The organism is Streptomyces sp. NPDC056160 (genome assembly GCF_042268205.1).
Classification (GTDB): Bacteria; Actinomycetota; Actinomycetes; order Streptomycetales; family Streptomycetaceae; genus Streptomyces.
This window is the reverse complement of record NZ_JBHJUW010000183.1, coordinates 1-14,198: the sequence shown is the minus strand read 5'-3', so window position 1 is coordinate 14,198 and position 14,198 is coordinate 1. Positions and strand designations below refer to the sequence as shown.

The 14,198-nt window shown below is 73.2% G+C and carries 13 protein-coding genes; 7 read left to right on the top strand and 6 right to left on the bottom strand.

The features are described 5' to 3' along the window. Positions 1–52: 52 nt before the first annotated feature. Complete coding sequence (locus tag ACFC02_RS38040) at positions 53–838, bottom strand: SDR family oxidoreductase (RefSeq protein ID WP_376366864.1); 786 nt, start codon at positions 836–838, stop codon at positions 53–55. Then, positions 835–2,010, bottom strand: coding sequence for an acyl-CoA dehydrogenase family protein (locus ACFC02_RS38035; protein WP_376366863.1), 1,176 nt, complete (start codon positions 2,008–2,010; stop codon positions 835–837). Before ACFC02_RS38035 ends, ACFC02_RS38040 begins: the two co-directional genes overlap by 4 nt. 46 nt (positions 2,011–2,056) lie before the next feature. Here ACFC02_RS38035 and ACFC02_RS38030 point away from each other — a divergent pair, with 46 nt between their 5' ends. The 4 genes from ACFC02_RS38030 to ACFC02_RS38015 are packed head-to-tail and all read left to right on the top strand — an operon-like array spanning position 2,057 to position 6,253. After that, entirely contained in the window at positions 2,057–2,932 is an 876-nt protein-coding gene (locus tag ACFC02_RS38030; protein WP_376366862.1) for an enoyl-CoA hydratase, read from the top strand. Continuing rightward, positions 2,932–4,110, top strand: coding sequence for an acyl-CoA dehydrogenase family protein (locus ACFC02_RS38025; protein WP_376366861.1), 1,179 nt, complete (start codon positions 2,932–2,934; stop codon positions 4,108–4,110). The genes ACFC02_RS38030 and ACFC02_RS38025 overlap by 1 nt, the downstream gene beginning before the upstream one ends. After that, positions 4,110–5,135: an acyl-CoA dehydrogenase family protein gene (locus ACFC02_RS38020; RefSeq protein ID WP_376366860.1), complete on the top strand. Its 1,026-nt coding sequence runs from the start codon at positions 4,110–4,112 to the stop codon at positions 5,133–5,135. Before ACFC02_RS38025 ends, ACFC02_RS38020 begins: the two co-directional genes overlap by 1 nt. Next, positions 5,132–6,253, top strand: a complete 1,122-nt coding sequence (locus tag ACFC02_RS38015) for an acyl-CoA dehydrogenase family protein (protein WP_376366859.1) — start codon at positions 5,132–5,134, stop codon at positions 6,251–6,253. Before ACFC02_RS38020 ends, ACFC02_RS38015 begins: the two co-directional genes overlap by 4 nt. A 163-nt stretch (positions 6,254–6,416) precedes the next feature. On the opposite strand, the gene ACFC02_RS38010 is transcribed toward ACFC02_RS38015, so the two are convergent. From ACFC02_RS38010 to ACFC02_RS38000, 3 genes are read right to left on the bottom strand one after another with little or no spacing between them, the layout of a single operon-like run. Then, complete coding sequence (locus ACFC02_RS38010; RefSeq protein ID WP_376366858.1) at positions 6,417–7,754, bottom strand: M20/M25/M40 family metallo-hydrolase; 1,338 nt, start codon at positions 7,752–7,754, stop codon at positions 6,417–6,419. After that, entirely contained in the window at positions 7,751–9,157 is a 1,407-nt protein-coding gene (locus ACFC02_RS38005) for a cytosine permease (protein WP_376366857.1), read from the bottom strand. Before ACFC02_RS38005 ends, ACFC02_RS38010 begins: the two co-directional genes overlap by 4 nt. 2 nt (positions 9,158–9,159) lie before the next feature. Beyond that, positions 9,160–10,113 carry a DUF1177 domain-containing protein gene (locus ACFC02_RS38000; RefSeq protein ID WP_376366856.1) on the bottom strand — a complete coding sequence of 318 codons (954 nt, stop codon included), beginning with the start codon at positions 10,111–10,113 and terminating at the stop codon, positions 9,160–9,162. A gap of 150 nt (positions 10,114–10,263) precedes the next feature. On the opposite strand from ACFC02_RS38000, the gene ACFC02_RS37995 reads away from it, so the two are divergent. The 3 genes from ACFC02_RS37995 (at position 10,264) to ACFC02_RS37985 (ending at position 13,539) form a co-directional block, all read left to right on the top strand. Then, positions 10,264–11,088: an IclR family transcriptional regulator gene (locus tag ACFC02_RS37995; protein WP_376366855.1), complete on the top strand. Its 825-nt coding sequence runs from the start codon at positions 10,264–10,266 to the stop codon at positions 11,086–11,088. 38 nt (positions 11,089–11,126) lie between these two features. After that, positions 11,127–11,852: a dipeptidase PepE gene (gene pepE / locus ACFC02_RS37990; RefSeq protein WP_376366854.1), complete on the top strand. Its 726-nt coding sequence runs from the start codon at positions 11,127–11,129 to the stop codon at positions 11,850–11,852. A 562-nt stretch (positions 11,853–12,414) separates the two neighbouring features. Then, positions 12,415–13,539: a glycosyltransferase gene (locus ACFC02_RS37985; RefSeq protein WP_376366853.1), complete on the top strand. Its 1,125-nt coding sequence runs from the start codon at positions 12,415–12,417 to the stop codon at positions 13,537–13,539. Between the two features lie 88 nt (positions 13,540–13,627). Here ACFC02_RS37985 and ACFC02_RS37980 read toward each other — a convergent pair whose 3' ends face one another. Beyond that, complete coding sequence (locus ACFC02_RS37980) at positions 13,628–14,050, bottom strand: hypothetical protein (RefSeq protein WP_376366852.1); 423 nt, start codon at positions 14,048–14,050, stop codon at positions 13,628–13,630. Positions 14,051–14,198: the final 148 nt, after the last annotated feature.

The following is a 14,198-nucleotide window of genomic DNA, read 5'->3' as shown; positions in this document are numbered from 1 at the left end:
GGCGTCGCCCTCTTCTTGCTGCTGTTGTCTTTCGGCACCCGACCATCCTCGCTCAGGCATGCTGGCCGCTGACCGACAAGACCTCGCCCGTCAGGTACGAGGAGTAGCCGCTGGCGAGGAAGACGATCGTGTTGGCGACCTCCCAGGGTTCGGCGTACCGGCCGAACGCCTCGCGGGAGGTCAGCTCGGCCAGCAGTTCGGGCGTGGTGACCTTCACCAGGTGCGGGTGCATGGCCAGGCTCGGCGCCACGGCGTTGACCCGTACCCCGAACGCGGCGGCCTCCAGTGCGGCGCACCGGGTGAGTGCCATGACCCCGGCCTTGGCGGCGGCGTAGTGGGCCTGCCCCTGCTGCGCCCGCCAGCCGAGCACCGAGGCGTTGTTGACGATGACGCCGCCGCTGCCCCGCGCCCGCATCCGGCGCAGCGCGGCGCGGGTGCAGCGGAAGGTTCCGCCCAGGGTGACGTCGAGGACCTTGTCCCACTGCTCGTCGCTCATGTCGACCAGATCGGCGGTGCCGCCGAGTCCGGCGTTGTTGACGACGACGTCCAGGCGGCCGTGCCGCTCCTCGGCGAGACCGAAGAGCGCGCCGACCTGGCTCTCGTCGGTGACGTCGCAGATCAGCGCCGTGACCCGGCCGGCGCCGAACTCGTCGGCGAGCGCCGCCCGCGTCTCCTCCAGCCTGCGGGCGTGGGTGTCGGAGACCAGCACGTCGGCACCCTCTTCGAGCAGCCGCCGGGCGGTGGCACCGCCGATGCCGGCCCCCGCGGCGGCGGTGACGACGGCGGTGCGGCCCTGGAGCAGGCCGTGCCCGGGGACGTAGACGGGTGGGGCGGTCACGGGCGGACCTCCTTGGGCAGGCCGAGCACGCGCTCGGCGATGATGTTGCGCTGGATCTCGTTCGAGCCGGCGTAGATGGTGTCGGACCGGGAGAACAGGAACAGCCGCTGCCAGTCGTCGAGGTCGCCGGGCTCGCCGGGCTCGCCGGTCGCGAGCATCCCGTCGGCACCGCACACGTCCATGGCGAGTTCGCCGAGTTCCCGGTGCCAGGTGGCCCAGTAGATCTTCCCGATGGACGCCTCGGGGCCGGGCGCGCCCGCCGCCACTCCGTCCAGCATGCGCAGCGCGTTGAAGCGGATGGTCTCCAGGCCGATCCAGGCGCGGGCGAGCCGGTCGCGGATCAGGGGGTCCTCGGCGCTGCCGTTGCGGCGGGCCAGGCCGATCAGGGCCTCCAGCTCGCGGCGGAAGCCGACCTGCTGGCCGAGGGTGGACACACCGCGTTCGAAGCCGAGGGTGGCCATGGCGACCTTCCAGCCCTCACCGGGCGCGCCCACGATGTTCGAGGCGTGGGTGCGGGCCCGGTCGAAGAAGACCTCGTTGAACTCGCTGGTCCCGGTGAGCTGGGTGATGGGGCGGACGTCCACGCCGGGCCCGTCGAGGGGGACCAGCAGGTACGACAGTCCCCGGTGGCGTGCGGAGCCGGGCTCGGTGCGCGCCACGACGAAGCACCAGTGTGACTCGTGGGCGAGCGAGGTCCAGGTCTTCTGGCCGGTCACCACCCATGCGTCGCCGTCGCGTTCGGCCCTGGTGCGCACGTTCGCCAGGTCGGAGCCGGCCTCCGGCTCGCTGTACCCCTGGCACCACAGTTCCCGCACCGCGACGATCGGCGGCAGGAAGCGGGCGCGTTGGTCGGGCGTGCCGAAGGCGATGAGGGTGGGGCCGAGGAGCTGTTCGCCGATGTGGTTGACCCGGGCGGGGGCGTCGGCGAGGGCGTACTCCTCGTGGAAGGCGACCTGCTGTTCGAGGGTGGCGCCGCGGCCGCCGTACTCCACCGGCCAGCCCACGCAGGTCCAGCCGGCGGCGGCCATGTGGCGCTCCCAGGCGAGCCGTTCGGGAAAGGCCTCGTGCTCGCGGCCTGGGCCGCCGCGCCCGCGCAGGGCGGCGAACTCACCGGTGAGGTTGGCCCGCAGCCAGCCGCGGACCTCGGTGCGGAACTCCTCGACGCTGGTCATGGCCGTACGTTAACCTACCAAACACTTGTTAGGGAAGGAGGGGCGGATGTCCGCTGCCCACGAACGAGCCGAGCGCCCGCAGGCGCAGGACGGCCCGGTGCGCTACGACCGGCAGGGGCCGGTCGCGACGATCACCATGAACCGGCCCGAGTACCGCAACGCCCAGAACTCCGCGATGACCTACGCCCTGGACCGCGCCTTCTACCGCGCCGCCGAGGACGACGAGGTGAAGGTCGTCGTCCTCGGCGGCGCGGGCGAGCACTTCTCGGCCGGCCACGACATCGGCACCCCGCAGCGCGACGCCCACCTGCCCTTCGAACGGAAGGCGGGACTGTGGTGGGACCACTCGGACAAGGCGGGCGCGGAGAGCCGTTTCGCCCGTGAGTCGGAGGTCTACCTGGGCATGTGCCGCCGTTGGCGCGAGCTGCCCAAGCCCGTCGTCGCCGCCGTGCAGGGCGCGTGTGTGGCGGGCGGGCTGATGCTGGCCTGGGTGTGCGACCTGATCGTCGCCTCCGACGACGCCTTCTTCGCCGACCCCGTGGTCCGCATGGGCATCCCCGGCGTCGAGTACTTCGCCCACCCCTGGGTGATGCCGCCGCGCGTCGCCAAGGAGTTCCTGTTCACCGGCGAGCGGATGACCGCGCAGCGCGCGCACGAGGTCGGCATGGTCAACCGGGTCGTCCCGCGCGCGGAACTCACCGGCCAGGTCGGCGAGTTGGCCCTGCGCATCGCCGGGATGCCGCGCATGGGACTGGCGCTGACCAAGCGCGCCGTCAACCAGGCCGAGGACCTTCAGGGGCTGCACACCGGCATGGACTCGGTCTTCGCACTGCACCACCTGGCGCACGCGCACAACGCCGAGACCGCCGCCGACCCGCTCGGCGGCCTGGACGTCCGGGCCATGAAGGAGGGTTCGGCCTGATGGACCTCGAATTCACCGAAGCCGAGGCCGCCTTCCGTGCCGAGGCCCGAGACTGGCTGTCCGCCCACGTCCCCTCGGCGCCGCTGCCCTCCCTGGAGACGGCGGACGGCTTCGCGGCCCACCGGGAGTGGGAGCGCACCCTGTTCGCCGACCGCTGGTCGGTGGTCTCCTGGCCCGAGGAGTACGGCGGGCGGGGCAGCTCACTGCTTCAGTGGCTGATCTTCGAGGAGGAGTACTACGCGGCCGGCGCTCCCGGCAGGGTCGGCCAGAACGGCGTCAACCTCCTCGCCCCCACCCTCTTCGAGCACGGCACCGACGAGCAGCGGGCCCGGGTCCTGCCGTCGATGGCGAGCGGCGAGGTGATCTGGGCGCAGGCCTGGTCCGAACCGGAGGCGGGCTCCGACCTGGCCTCGCTGCGCTCCACGGCTGTGCGCACCGACGGCGGCTGGCTGCTCAGCGGGCAGAAGACCTGGTCGTCACGGGCCGCCTTCGCCGACCGCGCCTTCGGCCTCTTCCGCAGCGACCGGGACGATACGGACGCGGCCCGGCCGCACCGCGGTCTGACGTACGTGATGTTCCCGCTGGACGCGGAGGGTGTGACCGTACGGCCCATCGGCCGGCTCGACGGCAAGCCGGCGTTCGCCGAGCTGTTCCTCGACGAGGTGTTCGTCCCCGACCGGGATGTGATCGGCGAGGTGGGCCAGGGCTGGCGGGTCGCGATGAGCACGGCCGGCAACGAGCGCGGGCTGACGCTGCGCAGCCCGGGCCGGTTCACCGCCGCGGCCGACCGGCTCACCAGGCTGTGGCGCTCGGCCGGCGACCCGTCGGACACGGCCCTGCGCGACCGGGTGGCGGACGCGGTCGTCGCGGCCCGCGCCTACCGGCTGTTCGCCTACCGGAACATCTCCCGTATCGCGGCGGGGGACGCGATCGGCGCCGAGGCGAGCCTGAACAAGGTGTTCTGGTCCGAGCTGGACATCGCGCTGCACGACACCGCCCTCGACGTGCTCGGGGCCCGCGGCGAGCTGTCCGACTGTGCCGCCGACGCGCCCGCCCACGGCGCCTGGGCCGAGGGGTACACCTTCTCCCTGGCCGGCCCGATCTACGCGGGCACCAACGAGATCCAGCGCGACATCATCGCCGAGCGGCTGCTCGGCCTGCCGAAGGGACGCCGGTGATGCGGTTCCTCCTGACCGACGAGCAGCGGGAGTTCGCCCGTTCGCTGGACGGCCTGCTCGCGGCGGCCGGGACCGCGGCCGTCGTACGGGCCTGGGCGGCCGGCGACACGGGGCCGGGGCGCTCCCTGTGGTCGAGGCTGGCCGACGCGGGGGTCTTCGGCCTCGCCGTCCCCGAGCGCCACGACGGGCTCGGTGTGCTGCCGGCCGAACTGGCCGTCGCCTTCACCGAACTGGGCCGGCACGCGGTGCCGGGTCCGCTGGTGGAGACGGTGGCCGCGGCCGCCTTCCTCGACCGGCTCGGCGACGAGGGGGTGTCCGCCGCCTGGCTCCCGGCCATCGCCTCGGGCGGGTCGGCCGTCTCCTTCGCCCTGCTGCGCGAGGACGCCCCGTACGCGCTGGACGCCGCCACGGCGGACGGGGTGTTCGCCGTCTACGGCGACACCGTCCGCCTCGCGAAGTCCGCGGGCGAGGTGCAGCAGTCCGCCGACCCGGCCCGCAGACTCGCCCGCCCGCTCGGCGGCGCCGTTCTCGCCCGGGGGCCCGCGGTGACGGCCGCGGCCGGCCACGCGGCACGGGTGGCGAGGCTGGCGACCGCGGCGCAGTGCCTCGGCCTCGGCCACGCGCTGCTCGCGGGCACCGTCGCCCATGTGGCGCGGCGCACCCAGTTCGGCGTGGCGGTCGGCTCCTTCCAGGCGGTCAAGCACCAACTGGCGGACGTGCTCGTCGCGTTGGAGTTCGCCGAGCCGCTGGTCCACTCCGCCGCTCTCGCCCTGGCCGCGGGCGACCCGGCGGCCGGCCGCGAGATCGCCGCGGCGAAACTCACCGCCGGGAAGGCGGCCCACGAAGCGGCGCTCAGGGCCCTGCACCTGCACGGCGCCCTCGGCTACACCGACGAGCTCGACCTCTCCCTGTGGATCCGCAAGGCACGGCCGCTGCGGGACGCGTGGGGAACCCCCGCCGCGTGCCGGGCCCGGGTCCTGGCCGGGCCCCACTGCGCGCCCGTCCCCGAGGGGCAGGGCACATGAGGCTGACGCGCGAGCAGGAGGAACTGCGTTCCGCCGTACGGTCGCTGCTCGCCCGGCACGAGGGCGCGGACGCCTGGCGGCCGCTGACCGAGCAGATCGGCGCCGCCGGCCTCGCCGTGCCCGAGGAGTACGGCGGAGCCGGGTGCGGTGCGGTGGACGTGCACGTGGTGATGGAGGAGCTGGGCCGGGTGCTGAGCCCCGTGCCCCTGCTGGGCTCGGCGGTGCTCGCCGCGCAGGCGGTCCTCGCCACCGGGGACGAAGGCGCCTGCGGGCGACTGCTGCCGCGGATCGCCGACGGCAGCGCCGTGGCGTGCCTGGCCTGGGCGGAGGAAGGCTCGTGCGAGCCGGCGCAGATCCGCGCCACGGCCGCGCGGGGCGGTGACGGCGGCTGGCTCGTCCATGGCGTCAAGCAGTACGTGCTCGGCGGCGTCGGGGCGGACGTGCTGCTGGTGGCCGCGCGTACCGACCGCGCCGTCTCCCTCTTCGAGGTGGCCCCGGACGACCCGCGCGTCCGCGGCGAGACCCTCGTGACCATGGACCGGACCCGCCCCCTGGCGCGGCTGAGGTTCGAGGGGGCTCGGGGGCGTCTGATCGGCAGGGCCGACGACGGCGGACGGGCCCTGTCCCGGGCCCTGGACCTCGCCCGCGTGGCCCTGGCCGCCGAGCAGGTGGGGGCCGCGCAGAGGTGTCTGGAGCTGACGGTCGCGTACGCCGTCCAGCGGGTCCAGTTCGGCCGGCCCATCGGTTCCTTCCAGGCCGTCAAGCACCGGCTGGCGGACGCCTACGTCCTGGTGGAGTCGGCGCGCTCGGCGGCGCTGGGCGCGGCGTTCGCGGCCGGGGCCCCGGACTTCGGCAGATACGTGTCGACGGCCGCCTCCTCGTGTGCGGAGGCGTTCTCGGCGGTGGCGGGCGAGATGATCCAGTTGCACGGCGGCATCGGCATCACCTGGGAGCACGACGCCCACCGCTACTTCAAACGTGCGCACGGCTCCGCCCGGCTCCTGGGTACGCCGGCCCGGCACCGGGACCGGCTCGCCCGCGAGCTGGGGCTGGCCGTACCGACGAGCCGGCCGCCGTCGCCCGCCTCTGGTCCGGACAGTCGGCTTCCGTCCGGCTGACCGCACGTGCCGCGTGGGCCCACAGAGCGCGGTGGCGGGGAGGAACAGTCCGCCCGAACCGAGGGCCGGACCGCGGGACGGCCCGGCCCCGCCGCACGCGGGACCGGGCCGTGAGGTGCCGTGGCCGGGGCGTTCGCCCGGCGCGGGCCGCGCGGCGGGGGACTCAGCAGTCCTGCCACAGCCGGGTCATCACCCGTACGCCGAAGCGCAGGCCCTCCAGCGGCACCCGCTCGTCGACGCCGTGGAACAGGCGGCTGTAGTTCAGGTCGTGCGGCAGCTTCAGGCCCTTGAAGCCGAAGCAGCGGATGTCCAGCTTGGTGAACGCCTTGGCGTCGGTGCCGCCCGGGTTGCAGTACGGCACGGGGTGGCCGTCGGGGTCCTCGGCGCGGACGGCGGCGCACATGGCGTCGACGAGCGGCCCGTCGAAGGAGGTCTCCATGGCGATGTCGTGGTTGACCCACTCGCGGGTGACCGAGGGCAGCAGCAGCGCGTCGACGGTGTCGATCAGCTCCTGCTCGTGGCCGGGCAGGAAGCGGCCGTCGACGCGTGCGGTGGCCCGGCCCGGGATCACGTTGGTCTGGTACCCGGCCGAGAACATGGTCGGGTTGGCGGAATTGCGCAGGACCACCTGGAGGAAGTCGGCGACATGGCCCAGTTTGGCCAGCTCCGCCTCCAGCTGCCCGGCATCCTCGGCGTCCAGGTCGACGTCGACGCCCTGGAGCCGGGCGGCCTCCTCCAGCACGGCGCGCACCGGGGCGATCAGGCGGACCGGGAAGGTGTGGCGGCCGATGCGGGTGAGGGACTCGGCGAGGTCGGTGACGGCGTTCTCGGTGTTCGGGGACGAGCCGTGCCCGGCGCGTCCGGTGGCCGTCAGTTCCATCCAGGCCATGCCGCGCTGGGCGTTCTCGATCGGGTAGAGGCGGCGGGTGTCGTCGAGGGCGTAGCTGAACCCGCCGCCTTCCCCGATCGCCTCGGTGACGCCGGCGAACAGCTCGGGCCGGTGCTCGACCAGCCAGTGGGCGCCGAACCTGCCGCCCGCCTCCTCGTCGGCGAGGAAGGCGAGGACGATCTCGCGGGCGGGCCGGGTGCCGGTGCGGGCGAAGTGGCGGGCGGTGGCGAGCATGACGGCCACCGTGTCCTTCATGTCGATGGCGCCGCGGCCCCACAGGTAGCCGTCGCGGATCTCGCCGGAGAACGGCGGGACCTGCCACTCGGCGGCGTCGGCGGGTACGACGTCCAGGTGGCCGTGGACGAGCAGGGCGCCGCGGGCGGGGTCGGTGCCGGGGATGCGGGCGATGACGTTGGCGCGGCCCGGGGCGCTCTCCACCAGTTCGGAGGCGATGTCGGCCTCGGCGAGCTTGGCCACGACCCAGTCGGCGCAGGCCCGCTCGTCGCTGGTGGGGTTGGAGGTGTCGAAGCGGATCAGTTCCGCGCACAGTTCGACGACTTCCTTCTGCGCCTCGTCGGAGGCGGGGACGAGGGCGGGGGCGGTGCTGGTCATGGTGCTCCTACGGGGGCCGTGCCGGAGGCGGCCGGGGTCGTGGCGCCGGCCTCGCCGGGCTCGTCTTCGAGGGTGGTGGTGCCGTACGGCCTGATCCAGCCTGCGAGGCCGAGGACGGCGTAGAGGACGAAGGCGGTCAGCAGGGAGTTCAGGGCGGGTATGCCACCGTCGTAGAACTTGCCGACGCAGAAGGCGGCGGCCCAGATGACCAGGGACATCGGGACCCAGGTCGGTGAGGTGGCGGGCAGGGTCTCCGCGTCGCGGGTGGCGTCGAGCGGAGCGCGCATGCGGCGCACGACCCAGTACTCGGCGACGATGATGCCGCCCACCGGCGGGACGGCGACGCCCAGCACGGACAGGAAGTCGGTGAAGTGGGTCATGATGCCGACGGCGGACAGCGCGGTGCCGGCGATGCCGAGGACGATGGTGACGGCGCCGCGGTGCAGACGCCTGGCGAAGACGACCTGGAAGAAGTTGACGACGCCGAGCGAGGAGCCGTACAGGTTCCAGTCGTTGATCTTCGCGGTGGACATCAGGACCACCAGGACGCCGAAGACGCCGGAGGTCGAGAGCACGATCTGCGAGACCTGGCCGTTGCCGACCATGTGCCCGAGCAGGACGCCGGTCAGGCCGACTATGTACTCGGAGAGGATCATCGAGGAGGCGCTCTGCAGGAAGACGTGGCTGCCCTTGCGGTTGTAGCGGGTCATCTCGGGGGAGACGATCGCGCCGGTCATGTAGCCGCCCGCGATGGCGGTGGCGGCGACGGAGAGCGGGATCGTCTGGCCGGGCGCCGGGGAGTGGACCAGCTCGGACAGTGAATGCCTGCTCAGGGCGTCGGTGACCGACCAGGCCACCATCGCGAAGAACAGCGGGGTGACGATCTTGGCGAAGACGGCCATGTACCGGAAACCGAAGATGACCAGGACGGTGATGGCGACGCCGGCGACCACGCACCACAGCCAGGACGGCCCGCCGACGAGCGAGGACACGCTGTCGCCGAAGATCGTGTTCTGGACGCCGAACCAGCCGACGAGGCTGATCGAGATGACCAGGCTGACCAGGGCCGAGCCGTTGCGGCCGAAGCCGGCCCAGCGGGTCAGCAGCGGGGTCGCGAGGCCCTCGCGCATGCCGGCCAGGCCGATCGCGAAGATCACGACCTCCAGGATCACCGCGCCGAGGGTGAACGCCCAGAACGCGCCGGCGAAGGACATGCCGACGCCGATGGTGGCGCCGAGGGTGAACTGCGAGATGGAGCCCGACTGGGCCAGCCACTGGAGCAGCATGGTCCAGAAGCCGAGCCGCTTGTCGCGCGGGACGCGGGACAGCGCGTAGTCGTCGCTGCCGACGGCTTTGGCGCCGCCCGTCTGCGGGGGCGCGGCCGTGTTCTCGTGTGAAGCCATGCTCACGACTCCCTGGGGGCGTTGCCGAGGGTCTGCAGGTGGGCCAGCGAGCCGTAGCGGGAGACGAGGGAGGCGAACTCGTCCTCGTCGTGGAAGTCGAGGCGTGAGCCGCCGTACGCCTTCGCGGTCTCGACGGCGAACCGGGCCGCCGCCGCGATGTCGGCCTCGTGGCTCGCGCCCGTCTGGCAGCCGGGCACCGCAGCCGCGGAGGTGACCGCGACGCCCACGACCGGGGCGGAGGTCGCCGTGGCCGGCTGCAGGATCGAATTGATGTGGTGTACACCGTTACCGTACGGGGTGATGTCCTGGGTGGTCACCGGGTACGTGACCAACGGCTCACCGGTGACGACGGCGAGCAGCTCGCCCAGCTGCTCGCTCACCCGGAGCACCCAGCCCTCCTTCACGGTGGGCGACAGGGCCAGGCCCTTGTGGTTGATGATCCGGTTGCCCTTGGTGGTGTCGATGGAGAGCACCGCCTCCATGTCTGCGGTGACCTCGTGCCGGTTCATGGTGGCGATGTCGACCGGTGAGTCCATGAACGGGACCGGGTCGTGCGGGGCGGTCGGGGCGTTCGGGCAGATGTGGGTGGCGACGACCACGTCGCCGTCGAGGACGTCGCCCCGGCGGCGCATGTCGAGGAGCTTGGCGGCGGTGGCCAGCGCGGCGACGGCGCCGTCCGCGTCGGAGACGAGCCCGGTCATCTCCGGGCGCGCGCCGACCCCGCCCAGGCGGCCCACCACGCCGAGGGTGCGGGCCGTGCCGCCGTTGGCGCGGCCGTCGCGGCCCGGTATCCGGACGAGGACGAAGTCCGTCGAGCCGCGCTCGCCCGTGACGGTGGTGACCTGCGCGCCGGAGCCCTCGGGGCCCGCGAGGGTGTCGAGGTGGGCGGCGACGCGCTTGCCGTCGACGTCGGGGTCGTCGAGCAGGTCGACGAGGTCCAGGACGTACTTCAACATGGGCTGTTCTCCTGATCCGCACCCGGGGCGGTGCTGACAGCAGGTTCGGGAGCCGCTAACGTTCTCCGCAACTGTTTCCCGCTATCTGCAATACGTGTCTGCATGCCGAGATGCGGGAACGGGCGAGTGAGCGAGTGAGAGGAGCTGCCCGTGTCCGGTCAGCCCGCCGACCGCAGGACCCCGGCCGGAGCCCTGCAGACCGTTGACCGTGCCCTGCTGGTGCTGCTGGCGTTCGAGCGCTCGCGGCCCGACTGGGGCGTGACGGAGGTGGCCGGCGAGTTCGGCTGGGACACCTCGGTCGCCCAGCGGCTGCTGTCCACGCTCGCGGGCCGCGGCTTCCTGGTCTCCGACCCGGCGACCCGCCGCTACCGCATCGGCCCGGCAGCTCTGCGCCTGGGCCGGCTGTGGGAGCGCTCGGGCTCCCTGGAGCTGCTGGCGGAACCGGTCCTCCAGGAGCTGCGGACGGTGACCGGTGACACGGTGCTGTTCTGCCTGCCGGACAACTTCCACATGCGCTGCGTGGCGGCCGTCGAGGGCGAGGAGGGTCCGCTGCGCTACTACCCGCTGGTCGGCGAGCTGTACCCGGCGCACGCGGGCGCCACCAGCAAGTCGTACTACGCCTTCCTCCCCGACGACCAGCGCCACCGGCTGTTCCGCGACCGCCCCATGGCGCGCTTCACCGAGCGCACGGTCACCGACCCCGACCGGCTGGAGAGGGAGTTCCGGCAGGTGCGCGCGCAGGGGTACGCCTGGACCGTCGGCGAGTACGACGACGGGATCGGCACCGTCGCCGTGCCCGTCTTCCTCGGCGCCGAGCCCTACGGAAGTCTCAGCCTGGGCGCCGCCAAGGAGCGCTTCCCGGGCGGACCCGAGGACCGCCTCGACGCGCTGCGCAGCGCCGCCCGGCTGCTGGAGCGGCGCCTGACACACCCGCCGCAGCACCACCGCCGTCCGCGCACCACCCGCCCGGCGTGACACACCACCCTCCCACCCGTTCGATGAGGAACACCCCCGTGAATCTGCTGCTCCTGTCCAACTCCACCCAGTACGGCCGCGGTTACCTGGAACACGCCCTGGACACCGTGACCGGCTTCCTGCCGGCCGGTGCGCGGCTGGCGTTCGTGCCGTACGCGCTCGCCGGCCACGACGCCTACACCGCCAAGGTGCGCGACGCGCTCGCGGGGGCCGGGATCGAGGTACGGGGGGTGCACGAGGGTGGTGACCCGCTCGCCCGGCTGGCCGCGTCGGACGCCGTGTTCGTCGGCGGCGGCAACTCGTTCCGGCTGCTGAGCGCCCTGTACCGGACGGGTCTGCGCGAGGCGCTGCGGGACGCCGTGCGGGGCGGGCTGCCCTACATGGGGGCCAGCGCGGGCACCAACATGGCCGCGCCCACGCTGCGCACCACCAACGACATGCCGATCGTGCAGCCGCCCTCCTTCGAGGCGCTGGGCCTGGTCCCCTTCCAGATCAATCCGCACTACCTGGACCCCGACCCGCACTCCACGCACAAGGGCGAGACCCGCGAGGAGCGCCTGAGGGAGTTCCTGGAGGAGAACGACGTGCCGGTCCTGGGCCTGCGCGAGGGTTCCTGGCTGCGGGTGGCGGACGGCCGCGCCACGGTCGGGGGCGAGCGCCCGGCCCGGCTGTTTCGGCGGGGCGCGGCCCCGCGCGAGATCACTTCCGGGTCGGACGTGTCCGAACTGCTCGCGGTGACACCGACGTTCGACCGGGGGTTGTAGGGCTCCGGGCCGGGCCCGGGTGCCGCCCGGCGGGCTCCGGGCCCTGCGGCGGGGGTCTTCGTGCCTCGCGGCTGGGGCCTTGCGGCCGGTGGCTCCTGACCGGTGCCCCCGGGTCCCTTGCGGCCGGTGGCTCCCGCCGTACCGCGCGCGGGTGCTGCTCAGCGGTGCGTGCCGTCGCGCCCGCGGGCGCGGACGACCTCGGCTTCGTCGGCGGTCCGGTCGGTGCGGTCGGTCCGGTCGGTCCGGTCGCCGACGAAGCACTCGGCCACCGCACAACTCGTCTCGTCTCTCCGAGCCGGACCGTCGCGAACAGTGGGGCGTTTGTCACCGTCCCGTCACAGTCTCCGGCCGGTGAAACCCCCTCCCCGGGCCCGGTATCTCCCCCGGTACCAGAAGATCGTCGCGGCCAAGGACGCTCGTGAACAGCCGTCACGCCTCGGGCGGCCCCGTCGAGAAGCTGCCCCGACAGGCGAGTAGAACAGTGAGACGCACAGTGCCGAAACCCTCGCGCGCGCCCGCGGCATTACGGACAGCCGTCACCGCGGAGCCGATACCTTCACATGTGTCCGCCCTGGACTACGTCATCGGGCCGGCCCTCGCACAGGGCCACGACGTCACGCTCCACGCCCCTGTCATGTTCCGCCGCGAGGCCGAGCGACGAGGCATCGGGTTTTGTAGGGCCGGAACGAACTGGACCTGCGATCCGGCGGTGCAGCAGGCGGCGAGCGAGATCTGGAAGGAGGGTGGGAACGGCCCCTTCAACCGGTGTGTGTTCGGCCGGCTCTGGCCGGCCCGGGCCGGCGCGAAGGCCCGCGACCTGATCACGGCATGGACCCGGGAGCGACCCGACCTGGTGATAGCCGAGTGCAGCGATCTCGGCGCGCACCTCGCGGCCCGGGTCCTGCGGTTGCCCGTGTTCGCGGCGGACAACGGCCTCGGCCCGTTGCTCCTGGACCTCTGGGACACCGACATCCGGCCCGCCCTGACCGGCCTGTACGGACGGCACGGTCAGGACGCACCGCCCGAGTTGCCCCCGCTCCTGGTGCCGGCGCCGCTCCCCTGGTTCTACGAGACCCCACCGCCGGCCGCCCGTACGGTACGCCGTAGCGTCGCGGAACACCGCAGAGCCCTCCCCGGCCGGCCGCCCCGCTCCCCCGCCTCCCGCCCGCTCGTCTACGTGAGCCTCGGGACGCTGACGACGGCGATGCCCGGTCTGCGTGCCGTCGTGGAAGGCGTGTACCGGGAGATCATCGCGGCACTGTCCGGAATCGACTGTGACGTGATCGTGTCCGCGGGCGGTCTCGCGCAGCACCTGCGGGGCGCGGGGCCCCGCGTCAAGGTCGTCGAGCATGTTCCGCAGCCCGCGCTCCTGCGCCGTGTCGACCTGTTCGTGACGCACGGGGGCCGGGCCTCCCTGCTCGACGCCGTGGAAGGCGGAACGCCGTTTCTGGGGATGGGCGTTCTCGGTGACCAACCCGACAACGTCGTCGCGTTCGCCCGGCGCGGCCTCGGCCTGGCACTGGATCTCAGGGCACCGCGCGAAAAGATCGCCGATGCCGTGGCGGCCGTCCTCGACACCCCGCACCACGCCGCCGCCGTGGACTCCGCCCGCGCCGAACTGTCCCGGCTGCCGCCGATCGACCTCACGGAGCTACGCGACGCCGCGTCCTTGCGAGCCGGTGGGTGACGGCATCCGGACCGGTTCGCGCGGGGACTCCGCGGGCGTACGGCCGCGGGCGGTGGCCGAGCCGGCCGCCCGCGGCCGTACTACCGGGTCAGCGGACGTGCACCGTCACCACGTCGGAGGCGTGCAGGCGCACGGGGTGCTGGTCGTGCTTGCTGGTCAGGCCGTACAGCACCGCGCGGAACTTCAGGTCTCCGCGGCGCGCGGACGTGCCGTGCGCGCTCACCCTCGCGTCGCCCTTGACCGCGGCGCTGCAGTTCTCCTGGTGCCACCCCCCGCCGAACCCGTTCTCCTCCAGGCACAGCTGGTGCAGGAAACCGGCGCTGTCGTCGCCGCCGTGCGCCGTGATCGTGATCGTCTTGCCGACGTGCGCCGTGCGGGGCGCCGTGATGTCGACGCTGCCCTTGGCGAATGCCGGCACGGCGGCCAGAGCCACCGAGGCCAGACCCAGCGCACCGATCACGGCCGCCCGGCCGCCCCGTGCCTTCATCCCGGCCTTCTTCGTCCTGGTCATGGACTTCCCTCCCGCGGATCTCCCCACAAGGCGAGACCCGCTCCCCTGTTTCTCGGGTCTTCGAAGTTGAGCGGTGCAAGGTCGGTGGCCGCTGACTGCCCGTCACGGTCTGTGACGGGTGGGGTGGTTGTCGGCCCTGGATGTAGGA

What these genes read in the sequence shown, in the direction of transcription:
- ACFC02_RS38035 (WP_376366863.1), bottom strand. Translation starts at nt 2,010, where the DNA reads ATGACCAGCGTCGAGGAGTTCCGCACCGAGGTCCGCGGCTGGCTGCGG.
- ACFC02_RS38030 (WP_376366862.1), top strand. Translation starts at nt 2,057, where the DNA reads ATGTCCGCTGCCCACGAACGAGCCGAGCGCCCGCAGGCGCAGGACGGC.
- ACFC02_RS38025 (WP_376366861.1), top strand. Translation starts at nt 2,932, where the DNA reads ATGGACCTCGAATTCACCGAAGCCGAGGCCGCCTTCCGTGCCGAGGCC.
- ACFC02_RS38020 (WP_376366860.1), top strand. Translation starts at nt 4,110, where the DNA reads ATGCGGTTCCTCCTGACCGACGAGCAGCGGGAGTTCGCCCGTTCGCTG.
- ACFC02_RS38015 (WP_376366859.1), top strand. Translation starts at nt 5,132, where the DNA reads ATGAGGCTGACGCGCGAGCAGGAGGAACTGCGTTCCGCCGTACGGTCG.
- ACFC02_RS38010 (WP_376366858.1), bottom strand. Translation starts at nt 7,754, where the DNA reads ATGACCAGCACCGCCCCCGCCCTCGTCCCCGCCTCCGACGAGGCGCAG.
- ACFC02_RS38005 (WP_376366857.1), bottom strand. Translation starts at nt 9,157, where the DNA reads ATGGCTTCACACGAGAACACGGCCGCGCCCCCGCAGACGGGCGGCGCC.
- ACFC02_RS38000 (WP_376366856.1), bottom strand. Translation starts at nt 10,113, where the DNA reads ATGTTGAAGTACGTCCTGGACCTCGTCGACCTGCTCGACGACCCCGAC.
- ACFC02_RS37980 (WP_376366852.1), bottom strand. Translation starts at nt 14,050, where the DNA reads ATGACCAGGACGAAGAAGGCCGGGATGAAGGCACGGGGCGGCCGGGCG.